Origin of the sequence: Streptomyces sp. NBC_01689 (assembly GCF_036250675.1) — a bacterium.
Classification (GTDB): Bacteria; Actinomycetota; Actinomycetes; order Streptomycetales; family Streptomycetaceae; genus Streptomyces.
Genome location: NZ_CP109592.1, coordinates 1,079,381 through 1,104,469 on the forward strand (window position 1 = coordinate 1,079,381; position 25,089 = coordinate 1,104,469).

Here is a 25,089-nt window from a genome sequence, read left to right on the forward strand (position 1 = left end):
ACACCGCTGCCGGATCGACCCGCTGCCGGGGAGGTTGGTACTGGCATAGAACGAGGCGGCGATCACGCGGGCGTCCAGGCTCCCCGCGGCCTTCGGCCTTCGTAGCAGACGCGGCTGAGATCCCTCTGCGGCCCGACCCGGAAGACGCAGGGATGCCGAAGCGATCGACGAGGAGAGGGGATTGCGTCGCCTCTGGAAACACCTGCCGACGTGGGCCGACAGGTGTCATGGTGATCAGGCCGGTCATGTCAGGCGAGAACTCACCTTCTTCACCCTCTCCATGACGACATTGATAAGTGTGGGGCGCTCCCGGTCCGCTACTCCCGCGCGGAGTAGTTCGGCGACCTGATCGGTATCGGTGGCCTCGTAGGTATTTACGCCATAGCTTGCCGCCGTCGCCTTGATGTCTAGGCCCGGAAGATCCAGCCCCGGAACGCCATTAGCGCCCTCGATGTCACCAAATTGCTTGAGTACGCCATATTCTCCATTGGAAGCAACCACGATCGTCAGCGGAACCTTGTACTGTGCTGCGCTCCACAGCGAGGTAATCGCGTACTGCATCGAACCGTCGCCCATGAGAGCGATCACTGGGCGCTGGGGAGCAGCGAGCTGTGCGCCGATAGCAGCTGGCAGTCCGAATCCCAGGCCGCCTCCGACCGCGGACATATGAGAGAGGGGTTTGCTGGGACGCACGTACCTGGTGATCGCAACCTCGTTGGAACCCGCCTCGCTCACGAACAACGAGTTCTCCGGTGCAGCGTGACCGACGGCCGACCACAAGTCGGAAGCCTGCAGCGGTGCTGCGGTGCGCTCCGGACGTGGTACCCCTGGGCGCGCTTCGGGGCTTTCGCGAGAGTCTTCGGAGACCTCCTCCAGGAGAGCCTCCACGGCAGCCCGAACGTCCGCCACGTAGGCATCGCCGACAGGGGCGCGAGCAGCCTCGTCAGGATCGCTCGTGATGTGGATCAGAGCTGTATCAGCACCCAGGTACGGGCCAGGGATGTAGGGGTAGTAGCGGAAAACAGGTCCCCCGAGGACGAGGACGAGGTCATGTCCTTTGAGAGCCTCGGAGACCCAACCAGCACCGGGCGGGAGTAGCCCCTGATAGAGCGGATGGTTCTCAGGGAAGCCGGACAGACCGGGCAGCGGCGTCGTCCACACGGCTACCCTGCTGCGCTCTGCCAGCTGTACTACCTGGTCCCAGGCGCCGGAATGTTCCAGGTCACCGCCGACGACGAAGGCAGGCGATTTCGCGGCGGTGAGACGGCCGGCGATCTCCTTCGCCAGGTCCCGCCGAAACCCTCCGGCCTGAGTGACCTGGCGCTTCCGGATCACCTCGATGTCAGCGACCTGGGCATCGTTCAGTTCGTAAGCCATGTCATCCATCGGCAGAGAGACGAAGACTGGCCCCGTAGGCGGGGACACTGCCACGTGGATGGCATGTGCGAGAACTGCTGGCACTTCACTGGCCGTGGCCGGTTCGGCGGACCATTTGACGAAGGGACGCGGAACCAGAATGGCGTCTTCGTTAGTCAGGAGGCTTTTCTGATTCTGTATGATGCGACGTTGGTTGCCAGCAGTGACGATGAGCGGTGTCTTGTTCAAATAGGCGTTGTAGAGGGCGCCCATTGCATTACCTAGACCCGGTGCGGTGTGCACATTGGCCAAGGCGGGACGCCCAGTGACCTGTGCAAACCCGTCGGCCATACCCACAGGGACCATTTCCTGCAGGCCGAGAACATAACGAAAGTCGCTCGGAAAATCCTCCAATAGGCTCAGCTCTGACGAACCGGGATTGCCGAACCATGTGTTCAAGCCGTGCTGCCTGAGGAGATCGATGGTAGCTTGACGTACCGTCGGCACAGAATTATCCCTTCATCGCATGATGAGCCTATACATGTACCGACGAGTGACTGGTACGTTTGTGCACCCAGTTGGCCGGCCGCCGGCACTAGGGCTGCGGTCGATGCGGCACTGACCCCAGTACTCGCGTTGAGAATTTAGCAGTGCAGGACAGCAGTTTCAGTGAGCCATGAATAGTGTTTCTCTGCGCGGAGTGGGCAACTTGCATGTACGAGGTCGCACATATCCTCTCAGGAAGCAGGGATGCCTCACGGCCCGGCGCCGCAGTAATTGTGTTTGCATGCTTTACCTATCAGTGGATCGTTCGGACAACTCAAAACAATACGCCAGTCGACCTGAGTCAATTACATTGCGCTCTACTGGTTGACTGATGGGCGGGTGAGCTCTTCAAGAAGAAAGATGAACGACTCGTAGGGACGGCCGGTAGCGTGACGCATTCCCATCTCGCAGGTGCGGTTCGCCGAGAGATAGGCATCCGCCGGACACTGGTCTAGTACGACCTTCTCGTCCCGTGTTGCGGACACGACGAGCTCAGGATGGAGGAGTCCGCGGTCGCCAGCTGTGCCACAGCAGGTGGCGCCGATTGGCACGAGGACCTCCTCAGCAAGTTGCTCGACGATGGCCACCAGGGCCTCATTGAGGCCCAGATGCTGCGTCGAGCAGGTCGGATGCACAGCCGCCCGGTTAACGCGCCTGACGACAGTCAATTGCGGGAGCAGGTCGGAGCACCACTGAATCGAATCAAGAAGGTGGATTTGGTCCAGTCGCCATCGACGCTCGTCGTCAAGGTAGTTCTTCACGTCGTCGAGCAGGCCATTGGTGCATGAGGCGGCATCAATCACCACGGGCAGCGTGCCCTGTCCGCTCCACGCCCAAAGAGCATCGCAGGTAGTAGCCGCCATCCACTTGTGCCCACGGGTGTAGCCCTTGCTGCTCCACGGCGTGGAGCAGCATTTACCGGTCACGTCGTCAGGAATCCACAACTGCTTGCCCGCTCGTGCCGAGACGTCGATCAGGGCCTGCGGCAAAGGGGGATGTCGAGGCATTCCAGGGTCACGACCGAATATACGATTGACACAGGCCGGGAAGTATACGGCTGCTGCCCCCTCACGCTGCGTCTTGGGCAGTTTGCCCATCGCGGCACGTGGCATAGGGCCTGGCACCGCCGGCATGAGGTCATTGCTGATCGCGAGCCGTACCCCGGCTGTCAGCTCCGTGAGTACCTTCGAGCCGACCGTCCGTTGGATAATGTCGGCTGCGCTCATGGCTGCGCGGGCAAGTTCCTCTACTGTTCTCCATAGTTCGGCGATTCTCAGCGCGATCCTCTCGCGCTGTTCTGTCGCCTCAGTGCACCGGAACTCCTTGATCAGCGCCCCGGTGTTGATGTTGACAGGGCACGGGATGGCGCAAGTGCCGTCGACGGCGCAGGTCTCGATTCCGTCGTACTGGTACTCGGCCAGCAGTTGCACGAGCAGCGCCGATCCCCCCGGTTGTCGTGCCATTTCTCGGCGCAGCGCGATGCGCTGACGTGGAGTGGTGGTGACGTTACGACTCGGACAAACGGCTTCACAGTAGCCGCATTCGATGCAATGCGTCGCGACGTCTTCGATGTCAGGCGTCGACTTGAAAGACTTTAGATGAATATCATTATCTTCGGTGAGGATGACGTTGGGTGCAAGAACTCCTTTTGGATCAGCGAGCTCTTTGATGCGCCACATAATCTCGGTCGCCTTGTCGCCCCATTCGTGACGCACGAACGGGGCCATGTTGATACCGGTTCCATGCTCGGCTTTGAGTGATCCGTCGTACTTGTCGATAACAAGCTCTACGAGGTCGGACATGAAGGCGGCATATCTGTCACGGTCGGCAGGGTCGGCCAGCTTCGGAGTGAGGGTGAAATGAAGATTTCCGTATGCGGCATGCCCGGCGACTCCTGGCAGGAAGCCGTGCTTGGTCAGAAGGCCGTGCAGGTCGCTCGCGCCCTCGGCCACGCGGGCAGGGGGAAAGCAAACGTCCTCGTTAACCACGGCGGTGCCTTTCGGGCGCAGTTGACTGACTAGGCCGAGCAAGCCCTCGCGGATTCGCCAGTCGAGCTCGATGAGCTCCTGGTCTCGGGTGAAGGCCAACGGAGCGAGCAGATTGGCACCATCGACAAGTTCCGCGACGCGTGCTTCCGCTTGGTCAAGGTCAGCGGTGCTGTTGCCGGTGAACTCGACCAGCAAGGCCGCCGACTCTGGGTCAAGGGTCTTCCAGTACTCGGGAGTGTGGGGGAAAGCCTGAGCCGCAGCGGTAAGGGCAGGCGCCACCATGAGTTCGACGGCTTCGGCGCCGAGGTTCACGAGCCCCGGCACCAGGGCGACAGCTTCATTCACAGAGGGAAGCGAGATCCAGGTGACTGTGGCCGTAGTGGGCGCTGGCAGGGTGTTGATCACTGCCTCAGCGATAAAGGCAAGGGTCCCCTCTGAGCCAATGAGTAGCCGTCGGAAGATCTCGAGCGGTGTGTCGCTGTCGAGTAGGGCCGCCAGGGTGTACCCAGTGGTGTTGCGGATGGAGAACTTGTGGCGCACGCGCCCGGTGAGCTCGCAGTCGGCAAGCAGTTGATTGCGCAATTCGGTAAGACCGGAGGCCAGTTCGGGTTCCGCCGAAGCGAATCGTGCCTCAGCATCAGGTGCCGCAGTGTCAATGACCGTACCGGACGGCAGAACAAAGGTCAGCGACGCCACCGTGTGGTAGGCGTTGCGCTCCAGTGTGCAGCGCATGCCGCCAGCGTTGTTGGCAAGAACCCCACCGATCGTGGCAACGTCTGACGAGGCAGGATCCGGCCCAAGGCGCCGACCGTGCCGACGAAGTGCTGCCGCAGCGTGCCCGAGGATCGTACCCGGTCGTACCCGCAGGCGCGCGCCGTCACCCTCCACGACCATGCCGCTCCAGTGTTCGCGGACGTCGATCAGGATGTCATCGGATTGAGCTTGGCCGTTGAGGCTTGTCCCTCCAGCACGGAAAGTGGCATGCCGGCCGCTCCGGCGGCAGTATCCGAATAGCTTCTGCAGGTCGTAGACGTTGCGTGGCTGGACGACGACCTGAGGCAGGTAGCGGTATGGACTGGCGTCGGAGGCGTACCTGACGAGGTCCGAGATGCGGTGGAGCACCTGGCTTTCGCCGAGCAGCCCCACAAGATCGCGCTTCAGTTCTCCAGGCGTACCACCCGCATGCGCCGCGCTGATGGCGTCCGGCTGAGGGAGGCCCGGCGGGCGCCCGATAGCGGGGACGTTCGGGCCCAGAAGCTTCTTCACGCCGACAGCCTCTCCGTCACCGCACCGGCTCTTGCAGATGCGTACGGCTACTGCTGTATGTCGAATTCACTGGCTTGGACCACAATGGCGACAGTTGACGCTTGTCTTCAAACTGACCCGTGGTCGAGGCGACCTGTTCGGGCCAGTCTAATGTCGGCGTTCGCCCACCGCTCCGCGGGACGAACGCTGCAGGTACGCACACACCTAACGGAATGGTCCGTTGGGGTCGACTCCTCATTGCGCCGGCCGAGCTCCACGCAGGCTGTGACTTCGTGCTCGTGTAGGCAGGCCGGCCTACGCAAGGCAATCCCAGGACGTCTGGTCCCGGCAGGGCCTCAGGCCAAGCTCATCACCGGGATACCCCTCAATCCCGGCCGCGAGATCCCGTGCCGCGGGGACAGCTCGGGTCCGCCCGGCGGCTATCACCGGCTCGTATTGACGGTTCACCGTCTTCCTCATGGAACACCTCACCTGCCCTCTCGCCTCCACGTTGTCAGCGACCTCGTTCGGCCAGGTGCTATGAGCGACGTGCCTCACAGCAGGCCTCCTCCTGCCACGCCGTACGCCCCTGGTCCTGGCTGCTTCGGATCAAAGGTCGACAGTGCGCGCCCGCAGCGCAGGCGAAACGTCTGATCGAGGCGAGTATGTCTTTCGCAGCATGAAGGGGGCTGCGCCTACAGGCAAAGAACCGCGCGCCTTGGCGAAAGACATTGCGTGCGCCTCGGCAGAGACTGGAAGCCGTGGCATCCGAGTCCCGTCGATATGACGCAGGCCAGGTGCGGCGCGAGGCGTCGTCTTCGGCAGTTGCAACCACGGTCGTTGGTAACCAAAGCCCATTTCGATGCGACGATATGCACCGCCCCACGCGGATGCTTAGCCACCACCAATTCTTCTCTCAACCCATGAAGGAACTGCTGTGACGAGCATTGCCGTCATCGGAGCCAGCACCGAACTTGGCTTGGCTATCGCTCGCCACTTCGGAGCCCGCGGCTTCGACGTGGCCTTGATCGACTCTGATCGTTACCAGCTCGACGATCTTGTCATCGAACTCACTCGCGAGGGCATGGCCGCCGCTGCGTTTCCCGCAGATGTGCGCGATGGTGTTGGACTCACCCAAGCCCTCAAGAGCGCTGCCACAAGTCTGGGCGGCATCGACGTCCTGGAGTATTCCGTATCGGACGCACACGTCTCGCCGTTGCCTTCAGAAATATACGAGTCCCACGTGCACCACCAGATGGGAATGCAGCTCTACGGGGCCATCGCCGCCACCAAGGTGGTGCTGCCCGCAATGCGCGCGGCGAAGACGGGGACCCTGCTCTACACCACTGGAATGGGTACCGATCGCCTCGCGACTCCGGCCGCCGCCGACGTCAGCGCCGCGGCAGCCGCGTTGAGAAACTGGGTGCTGGGCCTGCATCAGGAGCTTACAGGCACAGGGGTTTACGCTGGCCACGTTGCCCTGGATGTAAATATAGGCCAGTCGACCTTCTACGGCCAGCCACGAGCTACGCCCGATCAGATCTCTCCCATTTATTGGGACCTGCACACCGAGCGGGACACTGCGGAGCGGATATTCACGGGATGAATATCCGTGCTAGAGCCGAAGCATCTTAGCCTAAATCCGATTGAGGAAGCGCATTAGATCGGGCTTCCCGAGGAGTCATGCCGAATTCGAGACGGAAAGCGGTGCTGAAGGACGCATGACTGCCGAATCCGCAGGAATACGCGATGTGAGCGACCGAGTGCCCTGCCCAATGAGCGCTCGCCAATCGCGCCCGGGCCAGTTCCAACCGTTCACGGCGGATGAGCTCGCGCGAAGTCGTGCCCGCAGCCTGCAACACGTGCTGAATGTAGCGGGCAGACCAGCCGAGAGCGCGTGCGATGACGGTGGTGTCGAGGTCCTCATCAGACGCATGACGTCGGATGTAGCGACGAATCTCGACCTCGACCGTCGCCCGCTGCCCTGCCGGCGCGGTATCGCTCGCACCTTCCACAGCCAGGCATACGAGGTCGAGGAGGCGTTCGCAAGCGAGATCAAAGGTCGCCTCGGACAGCAACTCACGCTCCTCCTGCAGGGTGGTCACCATGGTTCGGATGACCCGTCCCAAACCGCTGTCTGCCCTGAGCATCTGAGGCTCACGGACGGCGACAGGACTGCGATGAGCCACCTCTCGAGCAGGAACGATCAGAGCGATCGACAGAAAGTCGTCATCGTGGGCAAAAGTCAGCGGCCGGTCCATGTCGCAGAACGCCATGGCGCCGGCACTGATCTCTCCGGACGAAGACCCCTGCTCCACCCACGCGGCACCCGCCAAGGGAATGAGTAGCTCGCAGTTGCCACGAGGGTCAGAAGAGATGTGCCGAGCGTTCCGGGTAACGGTCTCCTGACCGCCGCGGCACAGGGCGATGGCGTACCTCGCAGACTGCTGAGAGTCAAGCTGCCCTGTCCACGGCGTAGTGCGATCCGGCACCGTGATCTCGCTCGCACCATGCAAAGCAGTGAACGCATGAATCCAGTCAGTTACGGATGGCACCGCCGTAGCCGACGTCCACTGGTACTCGTCCCGCATCTACCCGCCTTGGCTGACAACACTTCTCCCTGACACCGCCCGGCATGACCCTCTGGGCGGCCACCACCACCATAGTGGGGCGGGACGGCATCCCTGCTCGCTCCAGCACCTGGGGACCTAATGGCCCCTCTATATGCGGGTTTCATCTGAGGGCCACATGCCGCGGCGTCTCCCCTGTCTTCGCTGATAAGGGACTGACCCTCTCGCATAAACGCCAGATCAGGAAGCAGTACCCCTATATGGCGCCCCGTGGTGCCCCCTAGAGAACGGATATCCATCACTATGCCGAAGACGATCATTATTACCGGCGCCAGCGACGGTATCGGCGCGGCCGGCGCCCGTCTACTGCACCAAGAGGGGCATCAAGTTGTCATCGTCGGCCGGTCGCAACAGAAGACCTCTAATGTTGCTGCGGAACTCAATGCCGATCATTTCCTCGCCGACTTCACGTCCTTGGCCGACGTCAGGAAAGTTGCTGCGGAACTCAATGCCACATACCCGCGAATCGACGTCCTGGTCAACAATGCTGGAGGCATCTTCGGCGATCGTGATAAGACTCGCGACGGCTTCGAGAAAACCCTTCAGGTCAACCACCTGGCACCGTTCCTCCTGACCAATTTGCTCATGGACAAGCTCATCTCCAGCAAGGCTTCGGTTATCCAGACCTCTAGCGTCGGAGCTCGCCTCTTCGGTAAGCTCGACATTGACGACCTCGAAACCGACAACGGTTTCACTGCTCATCGGGCATACGGTACAGCGAAGCTGGAGAACATTCTCTTTACCAAAGAAATTCACGCCCGATACGCCTCTCGCGGCGTGTCTGCAGCCGCCTTCCACCCAGGTGCTGTTGCCAGCAATTTTGCCGCTGGCAGCAAGAGTTTCATGCGCCGGATCTATGGCAATCCGCTCAGCAGGCTCTTCATGATTAGCCCCGAAAAGGGAGCCAGCCAGCTGGTGTGGTTGGCCGCAACCACACCCGGCACTGACTGGCAATCTGGCACCTACTACGAGAACGGAAAGCCCGCGCGGCGCAACAACCCGCAAGCCAGGGACGCCAGTCTCGCCCGCCAGCTCTGGAATCGCTCAGCAGAACTCGTGGGGGTAGACGCGGTAAGTTCCTGATCCTTTCCCGCCCGGGTGTGACCGCGGTTGCCTATTACTACACATCGTGCGTCGCGCCACGACCGTGATCAACACCCGCCCTCGATGTCTCATCGCTGAGGCAAGTACGAATACGTCGGGGCAGAAGGCGCGTTGGCCTCTGCCCCAACGTCCTGGGCCTGACAGGAGAGTGGCCGAGATCCGGTCCAGCCCAACTACTCGAAGTGACGACAGGTTGTCAGACCTGAACGGTGCCACCATCGACGAAGATCTCAGAGCCAGTGATGAAGCGGCTCTGAGTGGACGCGAGAAAGAGAGCTACATCGGCCACGTCCTCAGGAACACCGATCCGGCCGAGGGGAATCCGGGAAATGAGAAAACTCTTCACCTGTCGGCCCTGATCTGTATCGCCACCGCCGATCGCTCCGTCGAGCCCAGGGGTGTCGATCGTCCCCGGACTGATGGCGTTGACCCGGATTCCCCGATCCCTGAGCTCGTTTGCCCAGGTGCGAGCGAAAGATCGCGCAACCGCCTTCGTGGCTGAGTAAATTCCGAATCCCTCAGGCCCCTCCACAGTCCAGATCGAGGCCGACAGGATGATGGACGCGCCCTCACTGAGCAGAGGCAGTGCCTTCTGCACTGTGTACACGGTGCCCTTTACGTTCACGTCGAGGAGCAGGTTCAGGTGCCTCTCTGTGACGTCCGCAAGAGGAGACGCTTCCCCAACTCCGGCGTTTGCGAAGAGAACGTCCACGCAGCGTCCGTCCGTCGAGATTCGGTTGTAGAGACGGTCGAGATCGGACGGCTCGGCGACATCGCCACAGACACCAGTCGCACTCGGCCCGATGGAGGTGACCGCCGCGTCGAGCTCCGCTTGCCGCCGTCCCATCAGATAGACGTGGGCGCCTTCCTCACCGAACCGGCGGGCACTGGCCAGCCCGATCCCCAGCGAGCCGCCGGTCACGACCGCTACTTTGCCCTCGAGTTGCTTCATTAGGTGCTCCCAGCTGTGTGACTCGCCCATGCGGTTGCACGCGGCGAGCATTCTTGGCGATCGTCATAAAGACAATGCTTCTTTTGACAGTCATGCTGCCATTACGACGACCTTCTCGCTTCGCGCGTGCAGTGTCTTTCGCTGCAGCGCACGATGCTTGCGCGGAGACGCACCGCGGCTTCTGCGGTGTTCTCGTCATCGTTTCACTCTCAGCTTATGGGCTCCGGCGCTGAGCGAGCGATTGGCCCCAGGCGTTGCCCTGCGTGCGCCTCACTTCGATCCCCTCGTATCGACAGGGACCTGCCGCACTTACAGTGGATACTTCCACTTGCTTTCACCAAGAATCCACTCCGCTTGCGGTCTGCTGATCGATCTTCGCAGCACCTAGGGAGCGAATTATCCGAAGAGCCATTAGGAGTTCGGTGCGCCGGTTGAGGTAATCTTCGCCGAGAATTCCGGCTATAGCAGTTAGGCACAATCTGACCGTATTCTCGTGAATGCCGAGCTCGACAGAGGCTTTTATCTGTGACCCGGTCAGTAGCCCCACATAAAGAGTCTCTCGAATGTCTGCTGCTCGACGCGTATCCTCAGCGAGGTATGCGAGCTGATCGTGGGCATACGAACTACCGTGGGCGACCTTCTGAAGGAGAAGAGACTCGGCAGTCATTTCGCCGTAAGAGAGGCTGGGAGAGCCAACAGCTAGAGCTTCTCGTAGCCTCTCCACACGGCATGCTCGAAGTATGAACGACGAAAACCCCGCACGCCGCGGTAGGATCTTCCTATTGCCGTTTCTATACCGGTGCAGTCCAGCGCGCTACGCATTTTCGCCAGGGTCGTGGGAGGTATCGTGGATGCATAGCCGAGCCAACCAGCCCACAGTTGCGGTTCTATGAGTACTAAGACCGTGTCCTACGTGGTGAGGCGAACGAGCTTTTTGTAGCAGCAGAGGGCGGCAGCAAGGCCGAGGAAGGCCAGGTAGTTGCGGGGGTGGCGTTCGTATCGGTGGTTGAGTCTGCGGTAGCCGGTGAGCCAGGACATGGTCCGTTCGATGACCCATCGTCGGCGCCCCAATCGTTCGCTGGACTCGATCCCTTTGCGGGCGATACGGACACCGATGTGCTTTCCCCACAGCCATTTTCGCAGGTGGGGAATGTCGTAGGCCTTGTCTGCGTGGAGACGTCGGGGTTTGAAGTACCGGCCGCGGTGGGGGTCGTGTCTCGTTTGGTGACCCATGATCATGGGCTTGAGGGCGAGGCTGTCGTGGGTGTTGGCTGCCGAGAGTCCGACGACGGTGGGCAGTCCGTTCGCGTCCGACAGAACGTGCATCTTGGAACCCGGCTTACCCCGGTCCACGGGGCTCGGACCTGTGAGTTCGCCCCTTTTTTCGCCCGCACGTGGGCGGAGTCGAGGACGACTCGGGAGAGGTCGAGCAGGCCGGCGTCGTCCAGGCGGTGCAGGATCTCCTCGTGCAGCCGGCCCCACACACCCGCCCGCGACCAGATCAGGAACCGGCGGTGCGCGGTCGACTTCGATATCCCGAAGCACGGCGGCAGAGCCCGCCAGGCGCACCCACTGACCAGCACATAGATGATCGCCGCGAACAGCGTCTCATCAGGCGTGTCCTGCGTCCCGCCGCCCTGCGGCCGCACCTTCGACGGCGGGATCAGCGGTTCCGCGATCTCCCACAGCCCGTCCGGAACAATCCAACTCCACGTACCCCGCCCCATAACCAAGCCCAACGACCCAACCCCACATAGGACACGGTCTAAAGAAGGTAATGGGGGACACGGAGACCGAAACACTGCCGTGTGCAGATAACCGGGTGGTAGTTGCGTTGCCTCTTCCCACACGGTCGCGGAGCCTGGTGGGATGGCCCCAGTTGTTTCGGGCTCGATGTCACTTGGGCGGGCCGGGTCGCGGCAGCAGCGGTTGGTTCGAGTGGCCTGGGGCGGCCGGATAGCCGCTTCGGTGTCAGAGGCCGACTCGACGTGGAACCTACCGGGTATTAGAGTTGGGATCTACCAATTGGCAGGTCGCGTGTATATGCCTCCTGAGAACAATTTTTCTCATACGGAGACGGTTATGATTCAATAAAAATCACACGCCCGTTCCTGCCATTTTTCCCTTTTCTTCCATGGTGGCCCCTCTTGCCGTGGTGGCCATCCTTCCCGCGTAGTCCTGCTCTGCCAGTCGGACCGGTTGCGCCAGGCGGACCCGACGGGCCTGATGGGCCCGGTGGTCCTGGAGGGCCAAGCTCAGTGCCATTTCCCTGGAATTCGATGCGCCGCTCTCGGAGTTCGTCGATCTACCCTTGGTGGGCGACGGTTACCGCTGACTGCGCAACGACGATGCTGGTCAATAGGGCGCTAATTACCAACCGGCACCGCGGGCTTTGCCACATTTCTCCTACGCTTCTCACAATACTCCTCACGCCGTGTGACAATGGGGCTGCAATAGGCGGCAAATCATAGGCGTTCACTTTCACCATAAGCTTGCGCCGAGAGTCCCGATTTTGCAGGCTTTTTCTGGCATTCGTGAATTCGGGTGAGTGAATAATGCGATATTGACCTGCCTAATTGACGGTTCAATGGGAGGATGGTGAGCGCTTGCTGGTCTCGATCTGCGGAGGGGCTCCGCTCGGCATGCATCGTCCTGATTCGAGAAAAGGGCAACCCGGAATGGTCAACTGATGACATAACCGGTGTGTTCGGCTAGCACGTCCGCCTTTAAGTTTGGCGCGTCGTATTGCATCTTGCGGGATTCGGGTCGCCGCGGGGACTATCTGTCGTTACGATTAGATTGGGCTCGCCATATGGGGATCGACTATCTTTTGGAATCTGAGGAAGGGCAGCTTGGTTCTGGCTGGGCCATCGCGTCCTGGCCGTCGGTCCCGTCCTTCCCCTCGTGCCCGTCCTGCCCGTCCTGCCCGTCCTGGCCGTCGGCCCCGTCCTTTCCTGGTGGGCCGATTTCTCCGTCCGGACCAGGAGGGCCAGACGGGCCAGACGGCCCAGAGGGGCCGGGCTCGAGGTGCTCCTTGAAGCCGATGGGTTGTGTCTGTAGGCCTTCGATCTGGATCTGCTGGGCAATCAGTGCAATCGACTGCGCGACGAGTGCGACGGCTAGGACTGCACCGAGCGCAAGATGGCGCCGTGGGCTGCCTGGCAGATTAATCACGCTTCTCACACCGTTCCTAACGTTATGTAGCGGTGAAATTGTAAGGGCTAGCGTCGTGTTCGCTGCGGAGCGCATCGAGTGTCTGCGTTGAGCGGAAGTTGATGCGATCTCTGAAAGTCGGCCGCTACGCTACCTCTGGTTTAGCCACGGGGACATCTGTGGAGATAATCTTATTGGTGTGTCCGACCGTGCCGGGTGGACTGGGGCACTTCTCGGCTTTTATGATACGGAACTACTGACGCCTTCTTGCGGAATATAGCTTGTTGAATTGAGTAGCACGCTCGGCCGAGCTGAACTGTTTGCGGGCGTTCGGAGCGGCTAATACTCCAGTGCGACTTTGTGATCTAGGTGTTCAAGGATGCGGCGAGCCGTCTTCGGTAGTGGCTTCGCCGGGCTGTCGCTTGAAGCTGTCTGCGCCAGGCCCAGGGCTGATTCAAAGTCCTGTGGATCATGTAAACGTGCAGGTGGCTGAGGTGTGACGATCCGGCGGAAGACCGTCACGGACACAACGAAGCTCCGGTTGACGGGGTGACCTTGCCAAGTCGCCCTGCCCGTCCGGAGCTTCGATGTGCCGCCAGTCTGCCACTGTCTGCCTGACCAAGTCGCCCACTGCCGCCCAGCGCGGCCTGAGCGGTGTCGCCGAACGGCTGGCCGTTCTTCGCGATCCGCGGGATCGGCGGGGACGGCGCCATTCGCTGGTATCGGTCCTGCTCACCGCCTGCTGCGCGGTGCTCGCCGGGGCTCGCTCCTATCTGGCCGTGGGCCAGTGGGCCCGCCACGCGCCCCTGGATGCACTCGCCCGCCTCGGCGTGCACGCCGCCGGCCCGCTGGGCGTGCGCCGCGCGCCGTCGAGCTCGACCATCCGCCGCCTCCTGACCCTGGTATGTCCTGGCGGGCTTGCCGACCTGCTCGGATGCGATCCCGCGGGCGCCCGGCACCTGGCCGTGGACGGCAAGGCCGCCCGCGGCTCGCGCACGGACACCGGCCCGGCCGCCCATCTGCTCTCCGCCGTCCTGGAAGGCGGACGCACCGTCAGCCAGCTACGGGTGCCGAACAAAACCACCGAGGTCACCGGCTTCACGAAGCTGCTGGCCCCCTTCGACCTGGCCGGGGTCGTGGTGACCGCCGACGCCCTGCACACCCACCGTGACCACGCCAGATGGCTGGTGGAGGCGAAGAAGGCGCACTACCTGCTCGTCGTCAAGCGGAACCAGCCGACGCTGCACGACGCATTGCGCTCGTTGCCGTGGAAGGAGGTGACCGCACGCCGCTACGACCGCGAGGCGGGACACGGGCGGCGCGAGACCCGTTCGGTGCGCACGCTCACCGTCACCGGTCTCGGGCTGGACTTCCCGTACGTGATGCAGGGCTGATTCAAAGTCCTGGGGCAGCCGGCGAGTTCCGCATCCAGCACGGCATGGCTGCCCACTTCCACCAGCGCCGCCATCCGCACCTGGACAAACGCACTGCGCATTGCCCCGCGGCCACTGCCGGGACGCCCGAAAGCGGCCTGGTTGGCTTCCGTGTCGGCGACGTCCCAGCAGGTTCCGTCGACCGCCAGCACCCGCAGACCCCGCCAGAACGCGCCCGACGTCCCCTCGTCAGCCATCGGCTTCGCAGTCGCCGCGAACAACACCTGAAGCGGTTCAAAGCCGAGCGGTTGCCGGGCTCTGAACAGCGAAGACTTCGCCGGGACATGCCAGTCGCCCAGCAGTCCCAGCCCTCGCAGCCCCGCGACCAGATGCCGCATGACTTCGAGATACGGAGCAGGCGAAAACAGCGCCAGCCCGAGAACGAAATACACCACCAACCGCGCAGGAAGCAGCCGTCTGCGTTGCTCCGCACGACCACACGCGGCCACCACCCGGTCCACCAACCCCGGCGGATACACCCACGTCAGCAGACCAAGACCCGATAAATCCGACGCGCTCGAAGCCACCCCACCCACCCCCGGGACCCACTCCCAACCAGCCTACGCCGACAGCAAAAGCAACGGCATTGGCTCTAGCGGTGGTTTGTTGACGGCGGGTCTGTGTGGGAGTAGGCCGTGAGGTGAAGGCGTCAACTACGGTCTGGGGAGCCCGAGATGACGAAGCGGCTGCCGTGTCCACCCGCACCAGGTCCGCTGGAAGCGTACGCTGTCCGGTTTGATGATCTCTTCGGGACGCTGGCCCAGCGGCGGGGGGTTCGTGAGTACCTGGCCGGGCTGCTGCTGCCCCGCGATCGTAACAAGACGCTGACCTGTCTGGCCGGCGCTGAACCGGTGGCCGGTGCCCAGCATGCAGCGGTGCAGCGGCTGCAGTTCTTCCTGTCCGAGTCGACCTGGAGCCAGGAAGCGGTCAACGCCCGCCGCCTGGAACTGCTCATGGCTGACCCGGCCACCGCCCCGCACCCGGGCGGGGTACTGGTGGTCGATGACTCCGGCGACCGCAAGGACGGGACAGCGACCGCACACGTGGGCAAGCAGTATCTCGGCTCGGTCGGGAAGATCGACCGCGGTGTGGTCACCGTGACCACCTGCTGGGCGGACGAGCGCGTCTACTACCCGGTGCACGCCAGCCCCTATACCCCGGCCCATCACTTCCCCCGCGGTAAGAACGACCCGGGCTTCCGCACCAAACTGCAGATCGCGGCCGACCTGGCCGCTCAGGCCAAGGCGGCCGGGCTGGTCTTCCGCGCGGTGGCCGCCGACTGCGCCTGCGGCGACCAGGACAGCTTCCGCTCAAGCCTGCACGACGCGGGCCTGCCGTTCGTGATGGCGCTCAAGCCCCGGCACGGCACCTGGGCCTACGGCCCCGACGTCCACACACCCGTCGACGCCGCCCGCCTCCTGGCCTGGCGGGACCCCGAACATCCCGGGGACTGGTCGCGCATCGAGCGCACGTTCCGCGACGGGCACACCGCCACGTGGTGGGCCGCCGAGGCCCGGCTGGGCTGGTGGGGCCCGGACGGGAACGTCCGCCTGGTGGTGGCCACCGCCGACCCGGCCACCCTGCCGGCGAAGGCGACCTGGTACCTGGCCACCGACCTGCCCCGCCCGGGCTCCCCACGCGTCACCGAATCGCCCTACCCGCCCGCCGCCCTCGCCGAAATCGTGCGGATCTACGGGCTGCGGCACTGGGTCGAACAGAGCTACAAACAGGTCAAGGACGAACTCGGCTGGGCCGACTTCCAGGTCCGCTCCGATGCCGCCATCCGGCGCCACCAGACCCTCGTGAACTGCGCTTTCAGCTTCTGCTGGAACACCTGGTTCGCTCCGCCCCCGCCCGTTCAAGCCGATCAGCCATCCGGGCCTGACGCACTGCCAGGCCCGTTAGAGAGGGGGAGAACCGGGGTCCCACCAGCCCCAGCCGGCCTGCTGGCCCCAGGCACTGCGGGCCGTCCGTGGCTGGCTGACGCCCTGGGCCACGCTGCAACGCTACTGGCGGGCATGGTCGACGAAGCCCCCGCCCACAGCACTCCAGGAACTGATCAACACCGTCGGCAGCGGCAGACCTCTTGATCTCTACTGCCCGGTCTAACAAACCACCGCTAGAAGATAGAGGGCCGGCTAGCCCAGGACTTTCGGCCCCATGGGTGTGGCCCCCAGGGCTCTGGTTCTCCGGTGGTCGTAGTGACAGCGTGAACGAACGCCGCGTCCAGGCGAGACTGGATAGGACATGACCGAGGGCATTCACTGCGATGCCGAACCGGGCGGGGCATCCACCACCCCGCCACACGGTACGAGGCGGCAGGAGGAGCCATGAAGAACGGCGTAGTAGGCAATGAGGTGATGGTCGGGATCGATCCGCGCCAGCAATCTCTTCCTGCACTCGCATGGGCCGTCGAGGAGGCGGCCTATAGGGGGGCGTGCTTGCGTCTGGTCGTGGCCGTACCGCCTCTACCAGGCGGCCAGCACGTAGACGCACCCTGGCGTCGCACGATGCTGAGGGTCGAGGGCGAGACGGCGCTCGCCGAGGCGGCTGCCACAGCCCGAAGCTTGCACTCTGAAGTACCTGTAATGACTGAGCTGGTAGACGGCATGCCACCAGTGGTGCTATGCCAGCGGGCGCGGCAGGCCAGGATGGTCGTTGTCGGTTCTCGTCGTCTCAGTCGGCCGGAGGAGCTCGTGCGCTGGGATTCAGTGGCTGTTCCAGTCAGCGCCCGGACGGACTGCCCGGCCGTTGTGGTCAGGGAGGCGGAGCATGCGTGGGAGCGGGATCCACATCTCGTCGTTGGCGTTGATGGCAGCGAGTCATCCAGGATCGCCGTGGGGTTCGCTGCAGACGAGGCAGCACTGCATGGTGTCGCCTTGCGCGCCCTATGGGTGTGGCGGCGGCCGGTGGTGTCCCTCGGTGACGAAGCGGTGGGGCTTGAGGAACGGCGCGGGATCTTGTCTGAGACTGTGTCAGGGTGGGCGAATAAATACCCGGATGTGGAGATCTCTTGCGAGGTAATCCGGGGCAACCCGGTGGAACAACTCGCTCTCGCTTCGCTCGGGGCTTTTGCGGTAGTCGTAGGCAGACACGGGAGCGGAGGATACTCGGGAATGAGAATTGGATCGGTGGTGCATGGCCTCCTGCACCGAGCGGAATGCCCAGTGATAACCGTGCCCGGATCTCTGCGCGGTTGAACCGATAGCGGATCCACGAGCCTAAAGCGCGTTGCGGAATGCCGTGATCTGGGCATTTTCTCTGTATGCGTGGGTTGAAGGTTGAGCCGTTGTGGGTGGAGACGTTCACGGGGCTGCGGATGAAGCAGTTCGAGGGACTGTTGAAGGCGGTGCGGGAGCGGGGTGGCGATGGCCCGCGCATCGGGCGGCCATGGTGGCTGCCGCTCGCCGATCGGGTGCTGATGGTGGCGGTCTACTACCGGACCAACCTGACCATGCGGCAGCTTGCGCCGCTGTTCGGTGTCTCGCCGGCCACGGTGTGCCGGGTCATCCAGCGGCTGCGGCCGCTCCTCGCGCTCGGGCCGGTCGCCCGCCCCGTCGATGCTGCGGACCGGCTGTGGATCGTGGACGGCAGACTGGTCCCGGTCCGGGACCGCAAGGTCGGCGCATCGAGCCGCAACTGCCGGTTCTCGGCGAACGTGCAGGTCATCATCGACGCCGACACCCGTCTGGTCGTGGCCACCGCCCGCCGGGCCCCGGGCAACAAAGCCGATGCCCATGTCTGGCGCGGTTCCGGCCTGCCGGAGCAGTGTCAGGGCGTCACCATGCTCGGCGACGGCGCCTACCTCAACACCGGCCTGGTCGTCCCGCACCGCAAACGACCAGGCCGGCCTCTGCTGCCCGGCGAAGAAGCCGACAACAAGGAGCATCGCCGTGCCCGTGCGCGGGTCGAACACGCGATCGGCCGATTGAAGAACTACAAGATCCTCCGTGACTGCCGGCAGCACGGAGACGGCCTCCACCACGCGGTCCAGGCCGTCGCCCACATGCACAACCTCGCCATGACCGCATGATCAGAACAGCCGGAGTCGCACCCTGACCTGCAAAACCACGGCATTCTGCAACGCGCTTTATCTTGATCTTTTAGGATGGTGCTCGTCTACAGCCGGAGAGTCTGTGGGCATGTCCGCTGGAAGAGGAAAAGTTCTGGTATCGGTGCACGAAATTGCCGTCGCTCCGATTAACGGGTGGTCAAAGAGGAGACGGTCCTTGTCCTTTTGGGGCAAGTCTGGTTCTTTCGACCAGATCCACGACGGAGTGCGACGTCAGGACATACCTTCCGCGATCAGAGTGCGGGTACTTGGGAGCGGCCCCCCTCGATCCCTTCCGCCCGCGCTGCCGCGGCGCGGGAGTCCAGCGTCCACTTGGCCGGTCCGGAATCGTCGAAGGCCTACAGTTCTTTGAAGGGCTCCCAGCGCAGACCCCCGGCGGCACGATGCAATCACCCAGCCCCTGTAGTCCCGAGTGGTCGAAGCGATGCAGCCAGCAGCGCACTGTCTTCTGCCTGCATGTCAGCAGCTCGGCCACCGACAGGCCGTCGACCACGATTACCCCGTACAGGATGTCCAGGGCGAGGACCTCGGCGAGGCAGCCGAGGGCCAGCCCCCGACGGTGCCGAACGACGGCAGGAGGCCGGCGGAGCGGATCCGTTCCCCGAAGACCCAGGAGGTGAACTGGGTGCCGTGATCGGCGTGAACGATCCCGCCCGGCTCGGGGCGGCGGTTGCGGATGGCCATGTCCAGCGCGTTGACGACGAGGGTGGAGTCCTGCCGTGAGTCGATGGACCAGCCCACAATCCTGCGGCTGAACGCATCCGGAACCGCCGCGCAGTAGACCTATCCCTCTCTGGCCCGATGCCGCGTGATGTCGGTGACCCACAACTCGTCGGGGCGCAGTCGATGGAACTTGCGATTGACCAGGTCCTCAGCGGTGAGGATGCCGCACAGCCGCTTGCTGGCGCAGCACAGCAGCTGCTTTCCGTACTCGCTTCGGCCGCTCACTCTGGCGGTGCGCGAAGCGGCCGGCACGGAAGGCGTCGCGCTGCGCTTCTCCAAGACGCCGCCTGCTGCGTCTGATCCCGGAGACGGAACGCCGCAACGGCTTCAAACTGGTCGGCGCGACATGCCCGGCGCCCGCTCCGTCGTCGGCCGCAGCGTAAGGGCCGTCCGGCGGGGTGACGGGGGCTGGACGGCCCAAGCGATGCCGACGATCGCTGGACAAGCTGGTTCTGTGGGGCAGCACGGCACCCGGTCTGAGGAGGCTCAGGAGCGTCATGAAGGGCCACGTCGTCCACGACCTCAGGCAGACGGCCTGGGAGGAGGTCCCGGACCTCGCCGTCGGGAAGCCCTCCGAAGCCGCCGTACGCGTGGACCTTGTCACGATCTACGGAACGGTCCTGCATACCCTTGAGGACGATGTGCCCGGGGTGCAGCTGGGCACCGTCGGGGGCCACGAGGCCGTCGGTGAGATCGTCGGGGTCGGCAGTGACGTGCAGGCGCTACGACCGCGCGACCGAGTGCTGGTCTCCCGCATTGGCGCTTGCGGCCGCTGCCGCTACTGCCGCGAGGGCGCATGCCGCCGGTGCATGGACGGTGGCGGCTGGAACCTGGGCCTTCTGGTCGACGGTACCCAGGTCGGGTATCTCCCCGTCTTCTTCGCTGACCAGTCCGTGTACGCGCTGCCATGCGTGGTGGAGAGCAAGGACGTCATCCCGCTAGCGGACATATTCCCGTCCTCGTATGGGGTGGGCGTGCCCAATGGGTGCGCTCGCCCGGGCGACACCGCGGCAGTCGTCGGATCGGGGCTCATCGGTCTCGTGGCGATCGCCTCAGCGCGACTGTTCGCGTCCGAGCGGATGGTCGCCGTAGATCTGTTCGAGGCCCGGTTGGGGGCGGCGCGGCGGGTGGGTACCGACGCGGGCAGGAATCCCGAACAGCAGATCGCTGATCCCGCAGCCGGGCTCGGCGCGGACGTGGTCGTCGAAGCAGTCGGCGTGCCGGATAGCTCCGAGCTGGGCAGGTGCGTGGTGCGACTCGGTGGCCATGTAGCCGACATCGGCGTCCAGGCCAAGCCCGTCACGCTCCGCCTGAAAGATTTGTGGATCAAGAACGTGACCATCACCGCCGGTCTCGAGGAGACCCACTCCACCCTCTTGCTGCTGTCGCCTGCCAGCAACTGGCCGGCTGCCCACACACAGTTGATGATCCCCACCTTCCAGCGGGACCAAGCTGGCGGGGGCGTACGACGCCTTCGGCCGGGACGCCGGCCTGGCGTGTTCGAGGTGGTGCTCAGCGAGAAGCTGCACGTCGTTGTCGCCGCTCGCGCGGCCTGACCAGAGGAGATGACGAGCTATGACCAAACAGGCACAGACGAAGGAGATAGACGCCCCGCCAGCGGGCGACCTGGGCCGCCGAATTGCCGCGCGCCGTGTCGAACTCGGGCTGTCTCGGGGGGAGACCGCCGCCCGGGCCCACATGGCCACTGGCTATCTTCGCTACCTTGAACAGCATCCCGGTGCCGCGCCGAGCCGTGGTGCGCTACTCAAACTGGCGGCTGCGCTGAAGACCACTGCCTCGGCGCTCGCCGGAGGCGACGTCGATTTGCCACCCGGTTTCGGGCAGGCTGGGTACGCTCCCAAGTTCACCGAACTCAGCAGGACCGAGTGCGGCGACCTGCTCTCGACACATGGGGTGGGAAGGCTCGCGCTGCCCACGGCCACGGGGCCGGTTATCGTGCCGGTCAACTACAGCGTTGTAGACGGCACGATAGTCTTCCGGACCGCCCGCGGAGCGACACCCTCGTTGGCCTCCGGCTGCCTAGTAGCCTTCGAGGTCGACCGAATCGACGACGCGTTCAGTCAGGGGTGGAGCGTTCTGGTACGCGGACACGCACATCGGGTGACGGATCTCGGTGAGCGGCTCCGGGTCGCTGACCAGGCCCACAGCGCGCCATGGGCGGGCGGCCGACGCGATCTGTGGGTACGCATCGATCCGTTCGCCGTCACGGGACGCCGGATCGCGGTCTGACCCGGGTCGTTATCAGGGCAGGCGGAGGCGAACGGTCCCCGGCCACACGCCCTAGCTGTATTGATCACGAGCGTTGTTGGCACTCGCCGGTATGGCGAAGACCTCCGGTGTGGTGGAGGTGTCCAGGCTCCACACCACGCACGGAGGTCTTCGTGTCCCACCGTAGTGCCCGGCTGACCGTTCAGGGCAGGCGGCTGCTGGTCGAACGCGTCTGCGCGGGCCGCCCGGTCGCTCATGTGGCCGCCGAAACGGGCGTCTCGAGAGCAACGGCCCACAAGTGGGTCCGCCGCTGGCGGGCCGAGCGCGAGGGAGGCCTGACCGGGAGCCCACCGATCGAACGGGAACATCCCCAGTACTCAGGGCCGAACAAATCCACTTGGTGCACATGTGGGATCCGCATCTGGCAGCGCTGCGCACGGTCGTCACGGCCGAGGAACCTTTCCCTCTCCTCCCGAGGCTCTGGAAGCTCAGGTATGCGCGGCGTGTCTCAGACCGGTTGCGGAACGACGGCGACCGGGCAGTCCGAGTGGTGCAGGAGCGTGTGAGCCACCCTCCCGAGCTGCAGACCGAAGTGTCCGTGTCGCCGCTGGGCGCCGACGACGATCATGTCGGCCTCTGCCGACGCTTTCAGGAGAATCCGGTGGGCGGGGCCTTCGAGCGGCTGACGTCGGACATCGACCCGTGGGTGCTCTCGTACGGCCTCACGCAGTGCGTCGTCGAGGACGTTGGCAGCCCGCTCCTCGCGCAGCCTGGCAGCGTCGTCGGCGATCAGCATGTGGTCCACGGGTTCCTGCGACGGATTGCGCCAGGCCCGTACGGCCGTCAGGTCGCAGCCTCGCACCTCCGCCTCACGGACGGCGAACCGTACCGCCGCCGCGCTGCCGGTCGCGTCACCGACACCCACGACGACGCGGCCAAAGGCTCCCCGGCGGTTGGGTTCCGCGCCTCGGACCACGACGACCGGGCAGACGGCGCGTGCCGCAACCGCAAGGCTTACGGACCCCAGGAGCATCCCGGCGATCCCGCCTCGCCCGCGTGAGCCCGTGACCAGAGCGAACGCCTCAGGGCCCGCCCGCAGCAGCACGGACACGGCGTCCTGGGCCAGTGCCTCACCCGAGACCTTCAGCTCGGGGTGGCGGCGGCGGGCCCGTTCCACGCAGGAGGCGACGATGTGCTCGGCCATGACCTCCTCGGCCGGGCGGTCCGTAGTGAAGGACGGCTGGGCTCCCTCGTACATCTCCCAGAGGGAGGCATGGACGAGGTGAAGGGGCAGCCCGTGCCGTACCGCCTCGTCCACGGCCCAGTCGACAGCCGTCAGACTGGAGTCCGATCCGTCGACACCCACGACCAGTGGGAGGTCCATCGCCGTCACCGCCTTCGCCGCCCGGTAGCCGAGAGCCCCCTGTGAATACCGTCGCACTGCCTGCTCGGCGCCGCGACACGCCACCAGGCGGACTGGTCGGTCCCCGGCCGGTTTGCGGCGTGTGCGCCGGCCGTGATGCTGGAGGGGTGGCCGAGCCAACCACCTCCGAAACCCGCCGAGGACTCAGGACATGCCTGTCGCCGTCGGGCGCGACGCGCACTTCAAGGAGATCGTGCAGGTCACGGACGAGCGCCACGTGAGTGCCGTGCCGGTCGTCAGCGGTGAAGGGAAGGTCGTCGGTGTGGTGTCCGAGGCCGATCTGCTGCCCAAGGAGGAATTCCGGAACCGCGAGCCGACCCGCTTCGAGCGGATCCGACGCCGGTCCGACCTGACCAAGACGGAGGGCATGACCGCCGGGAGGTGATGAGCACGCCCGCCGTCACGGTCCGACCGGACGATACCCTCGCCCAGGCGGCTCGCCTGATGGCCGTGCAGCACGTCAAGCGCCTGCCGGTGGTCGACGACGCGGATAGGCTGTGCGGGGTCGTCAGCCACGGCGACGAGGAGGTCCGCCGCACGGTGGTGCCCACCTGTTCCCCCTGCACGCTCAAGCCATCCACGTGTCCGTGCGGGACGGGATCGTCACGCTCCGCAGGCCCGTCCACGACGCTTCGCTCATCTGGGTCGCCGAGCGCCTCGTCCGCGGGCTGGAGGGCGCGGTGGGTGTCGAGCCGCTACTGAGTGGAGAGGAACCGAGCCCGGTCGGCCCCTGCCCGGCGGAGTGCCCCCTCCCTCCCTCCCCCCCCCGTTATGTTTTCCGCGGTCCTGCAAGAGGGCCGCTGGCCTCCGGGCCCGGCATGGCTGTTCCCCCCTGTCGAACCGATGACCTGGGGGGTGGTGCCACCGGGCCCGAGAGGCGCCGTTGGAGACGCTGATCAGAGGTCCGGCCACCGTCCGGTCCGGCGCAATGCCGGGCAGTTCGCGGGCGGCAGGTCTGCATAACGTGGATGCGCGCACGACGCCAACGCCCCGGCCAGCACACACGACATCCGTTCGGGAGGACGGCTTGAACGACAGCGACGAGACAGACGTCTTCCTCGGTTTGGACGTCGGCAAGACCACCCACCACGGGCACGGGCTCACCCCGGCCGGCAAGAAGGTCTTCGACAAGCAGCTGCCCAACACCGAACCGAAGCTGCGGGACGTCTTCGAGAAGCTGAAGACCAAGTTCGGCACCGTCCTGGTGATCGTCGACCAGCCCGCCTCCATCGGCGCCCTCCCGCTGACGGTCGCCCGGGACACCGGCTGCAAGGTCGCCTATCTGCCCGGCCTGGCCATGCGGCGGATCGCCGACCTCTACCCCGGCGAGGCGAAAACCGACGCGAAGGACGCCGCGGTGATTGCGGACGCGGCCCGCACCATGCCGCACACCCTGCGCTCGCTGGAACTCACCGACGAGATCACAGCCGAGCTGACCGTGCTCGTCGGCTTCGACCAGGACCTCGCCGCCGAGGCCACCCGCACATCCAACAGGATCCGCGGCCTGCTCACCCAGTTCCACCCCAGCCTCGAGCGGGTCCTCGGCCCACGCCTGGACCACAGCGCCGTGACCTGGCTGCTGGAACGCTACGGATCTCCGGCGGCCCTGCGGAAAGCTGGGCGACGCAAGCTTGTTGAAGTGATCCGGCCCAAGGCCCCGCGCATGGCGACACGCCTGATCGACGACGTCTTCGACGCACTCGACGAGCAGACCGTCGTGGTCCCGGGCACCGGCACCCTCGACATCGTGATCCCATCCCTGGCCCGCTCGCTCGGCGCCGTTCACGAACAAAGACGGGCGGCACAAGCCCAGATCACAGCCCTGCTGGAGGATCACCCTCTTTCCAAGGTCCTGACGTCGCTGCCCGGCGTCGGCGTCAGGACCGCCGCTGCATTGCTGGTCACCGTCGGCGACGGAACCAGCTTCCCCACCGCCGCCCATCTGGCCTCCTACGCCGGCCTCGCCCCGACAACAAAGTCGTCGGGGACCTCGATCCACGGCGAACACGCGCCCAGAGGCGGCAACCGGCAGCTCAAACGCGCGATGTTCCTGTCCGCGTTCGCCGCTCTGCACGATCCCGCCTCCCGCACCTACTACGACAAATGCCGCACCAGAGGAAAGACCCACACGCAAGCCCTCCTCCGGCTCGCCCGACAACGCATCAACGTGCTCTTCGCCATGCTCCGCGACGGCACCTTCTACGAACCCAGAACCCCACGCCTCGCTTGACCAAA

Annotated in this window: 16 protein-coding genes and 3 pseudogenes; 11 read left to right on the forward strand and 8 right to left on the reverse strand. The window is 64.5% G+C overall.

Annotated features, from left to right (window positions below):
- Nucleotides 1-243: 243 nt before the first annotated feature.
- A complete protein-coding gene (mdlC, locus tag OG776_RS04425) occupies nucleotides 244-1,863 on the reverse strand; it encodes a benzoylformate decarboxylase (protein ID WP_329326347.1) in 1,620 nt (539 codons plus the stop codon).
- A gap of 356 nt (nucleotides 1,864-2,219) precedes the next feature.
- Nucleotides 2,220-5,156, reverse strand: coding sequence for an FAD-binding and (Fe-S)-binding domain-containing protein (locus tag OG776_RS04430; protein ID WP_329326349.1), 2,937 nt, complete (start codon nucleotides 5,154-5,156; stop codon nucleotides 2,220-2,222).
- Between the two features lie 916 nt (nucleotides 5,157-6,072).
- On the opposite strand from OG776_RS04430, the gene OG776_RS04435 reads away from it, so the two are divergent.
- Nucleotides 6,073-6,741 carry an SDR family NAD(P)-dependent oxidoreductase gene (locus tag OG776_RS04435; RefSeq protein WP_329326351.1) on the forward strand — a complete coding sequence of 223 codons (669 nt, stop codon included), beginning with the start codon at nucleotides 6,073-6,075 and terminating at the stop codon, nucleotides 6,739-6,741.
- A 25-nt stretch (nucleotides 6,742-6,766) separates the two neighbouring features.
- On the opposite strand, the gene OG776_RS04440 is transcribed toward OG776_RS04435, so the two are convergent.
- Nucleotides 6,767-7,726 (reverse strand): helix-turn-helix domain-containing protein, encoded by a 960-nt coding sequence (locus tag OG776_RS04440; RefSeq protein ID WP_329326352.1) that lies wholly within the window; start codon nucleotides 7,724-7,726, stop codon nucleotides 6,767-6,769.
- 282 nt (nucleotides 7,727-8,008) lie between these two features.
- Between OG776_RS04440 and OG776_RS04445 the strand changes: the two genes are divergently transcribed.
- Entirely contained in the window at nucleotides 8,009-8,848 is an 840-nt protein-coding gene (locus tag OG776_RS04445; protein ID WP_329326353.1) for an SDR family NAD(P)-dependent oxidoreductase, read from the forward strand.
- Between the two features lie 217 nt (nucleotides 8,849-9,065).
- On the opposite strand, the gene OG776_RS04450 is transcribed toward OG776_RS04445, so the two are convergent.
- Together OG776_RS04450 and OG776_RS04455 are read right to left on the reverse strand one after the other, a co-directional pair.
- Nucleotides 9,066-9,821 carry an SDR family NAD(P)-dependent oxidoreductase gene (locus tag OG776_RS04450; protein ID WP_329326355.1) on the reverse strand — a complete coding sequence of 252 codons (756 nt, stop codon included), beginning with the start codon at nucleotides 9,819-9,821 and terminating at the stop codon, nucleotides 9,066-9,068.
- 909 nt (nucleotides 9,822-10,730) lie between these two features.
- Nucleotides 10,731-11,548 (reverse strand): IS5 family transposase gene (locus tag OG776_RS04455; RefSeq protein ID WP_329326356.1). Its coding sequence is split into 2 segments (ribosomal slippage): nucleotides 10,731-11,200 and nucleotides 11,200-11,548, totalling 819 coding nucleotides; the frame shifts between segments, so codons are not numbered across the junction.
- A 2,013-nt stretch (nucleotides 11,549-13,561) separates the two neighbouring features.
- Between OG776_RS04455 and OG776_RS04460 the strand changes: the two genes are divergently transcribed.
- A complete protein-coding gene (locus OG776_RS04460) occupies nucleotides 13,562-14,368 on the forward strand; it encodes an ISAs1 family transposase (RefSeq protein ID WP_329326358.1) in 807 nt (268 codons plus the stop codon).
- Here the strand turns inward: OG776_RS04460 and OG776_RS04465 are convergent.
- Entirely contained in the window at nucleotides 14,266-14,934 is a 669-nt protein-coding gene (locus OG776_RS04465) for a transposase domain-containing protein (protein ID WP_329326359.1), read from the reverse strand. The two genes, OG776_RS04460 and OG776_RS04465, sit on opposite strands and share 103 nt — an antisense overlap.
- 147 nt (nucleotides 14,935-15,081) lie before the next feature.
- Here OG776_RS04465 and OG776_RS04470 point away from each other — a divergent pair, with 147 nt between their 5' ends.
- The 3 genes from OG776_RS04470 to OG776_RS04480 all read left to right on the forward strand — a co-directional run bounded on the left by OG776_RS04470 (nucleotide 15,082) and on the right by OG776_RS04480 (nucleotide 18,440).
- On the forward strand, nucleotides 15,082-16,497 hold the full coding sequence (locus OG776_RS04470; RefSeq protein ID WP_329326360.1) for an IS701 family transposase: 1,416 nt from the start codon (nucleotides 15,082-15,084) through the stop codon (nucleotides 16,495-16,497).
- A 240-nt stretch (nucleotides 16,498-16,737) separates the two neighbouring features.
- Nucleotides 16,738-17,607: a universal stress protein gene (locus OG776_RS04475; protein ID WP_329326362.1), complete on the forward strand. Its 870-nt coding sequence runs from the start codon at nucleotides 16,738-16,740 to the stop codon at nucleotides 17,605-17,607.
- 65 nt (nucleotides 17,608-17,672) lie between these two features.
- Complete coding sequence (locus tag OG776_RS04480; protein ID WP_329319044.1) at nucleotides 17,673-18,440, forward strand: transposase family protein; 768 nt, start codon at nucleotides 17,673-17,675, stop codon at nucleotides 18,438-18,440.
- Nucleotides 18,441-19,031: 591 nt separating this feature from the next.
- Here the strand turns inward: OG776_RS04480 and OG776_RS04485 are convergent.
- Nucleotides 19,032-19,379, reverse strand: a pseudogene (locus OG776_RS04485) (transposase); the annotation flags it as partial.
- Nucleotides 19,380-19,699: 320 nt separating this feature from the next.
- Here OG776_RS04485 and OG776_RS04490 point away from each other — a divergent pair.
- From OG776_RS04490 to OG776_RS04500, 3 genes and pseudogenes are all read left to right on the forward strand, one after another.
- Nucleotides 19,700-20,758, forward strand: a complete 1,059-nt coding sequence (locus OG776_RS04490) for an alcohol dehydrogenase catalytic domain-containing protein (RefSeq protein ID WP_329319046.1) — start codon at nucleotides 19,700-19,702, stop codon at nucleotides 20,756-20,758.
- Nucleotides 20,759-20,777: 19 nt separating this feature from the next.
- A complete protein-coding gene (locus tag OG776_RS04495; protein ID WP_329319048.1) occupies nucleotides 20,778-21,452 on the forward strand; it encodes a pyridoxamine 5'-phosphate oxidase family protein in 675 nt (224 codons plus the stop codon).
- Nucleotides 21,453-21,604: 152 nt separating this feature from the next.
- Nucleotides 21,605-21,799, forward strand: a pseudogene (locus OG776_RS04500) (helix-turn-helix domain-containing protein); the annotation flags it as partial.
- Nucleotides 21,800-21,939: 140 nt separating this feature from the next.
- On the opposite strand, the gene OG776_RS04505 reads toward OG776_RS04500, so the two are convergent.
- On the reverse strand, nucleotides 21,940-22,815 hold the full coding sequence (locus OG776_RS04505) for a universal stress protein (protein ID WP_329319050.1): 876 nt from the start codon (nucleotides 22,813-22,815) through the stop codon (nucleotides 21,940-21,942).
- Nucleotides 22,816-23,005: 190 nt separating this feature from the next.
- Here OG776_RS04505 and OG776_RS04510 point away from each other — a divergent pair.
- Nucleotides 23,006-23,585: pseudogene (locus OG776_RS04510) on the forward strand (CBS domain-containing protein); the annotation flags it as partial.
- Between the two features lie 296 nt (nucleotides 23,586-23,881).
- On the forward strand, nucleotides 23,882-25,084 hold the full coding sequence (locus tag OG776_RS04515) for an IS110 family transposase (protein WP_329317956.1): 1,203 nt from the start codon (nucleotides 23,882-23,884) through the stop codon (nucleotides 25,082-25,084).
- The last annotated feature ends 5 nt before the right edge of the window (nucleotides 25,085-25,089 follow it).

Bases quoted from the DNA above. Each gene is read 5' to 3' on its own strand.
- OG776_RS04440 (WP_329326352.1), bottom strand. From the start codon at position 7,726: ATGCGGGACGAGTACCAGTGGACGTCGGCTACGGCGGTGCCATCCGTA.
- OG776_RS04470 (WP_329326360.1), top strand. From the start codon at position 15,082: ATGACGAAGCGGCTGCCGTGTCCACCCGCACCAGGTCCGCTGGAAGCG.
- OG776_RS04490 (WP_329319046.1), top strand. From the start codon at position 19,700: ATGAAGGGCCACGTCGTCCACGACCTCAGGCAGACGGCCTGGGAGGAG.
- OG776_RS04495 (WP_329319048.1), top strand. From the start codon at position 20,778: ATGACCAAACAGGCACAGACGAAGGAGATAGACGCCCCGCCAGCGGGC.
- OG776_RS04505 (WP_329319050.1), bottom strand. From the start codon at position 22,815: ATGGACCTCCCACTGGTCGTGGGTGTCGACGGATCGGACTCCAGTCTG.
- OG776_RS04450 (WP_329326355.1), bottom strand. From the start codon at position 9,821: ATGAAGCAACTCGAGGGCAAAGTAGCGGTCGTGACCGGCGGCTCGCTG.
- OG776_RS04445 (WP_329326353.1), top strand. From the start codon at position 8,009: ATGCCGAAGACGATCATTATTACCGGCGCCAGCGACGGTATCGGCGCG.
- OG776_RS04460 (WP_329326358.1), top strand. From the start codon at position 13,562: ATGTGCCGCCAGTCTGCCACTGTCTGCCTGACCAAGTCGCCCACTGCC.
- OG776_RS04480 (WP_329319044.1), top strand. From the start codon at position 17,673: ATGCGTGGGTTGAAGGTTGAGCCGTTGTGGGTGGAGACGTTCACGGGG.
- OG776_RS04475 (WP_329326362.1), top strand. From the start codon at position 16,738: ATGAAGAACGGCGTAGTAGGCAATGAGGTGATGGTCGGGATCGATCCG.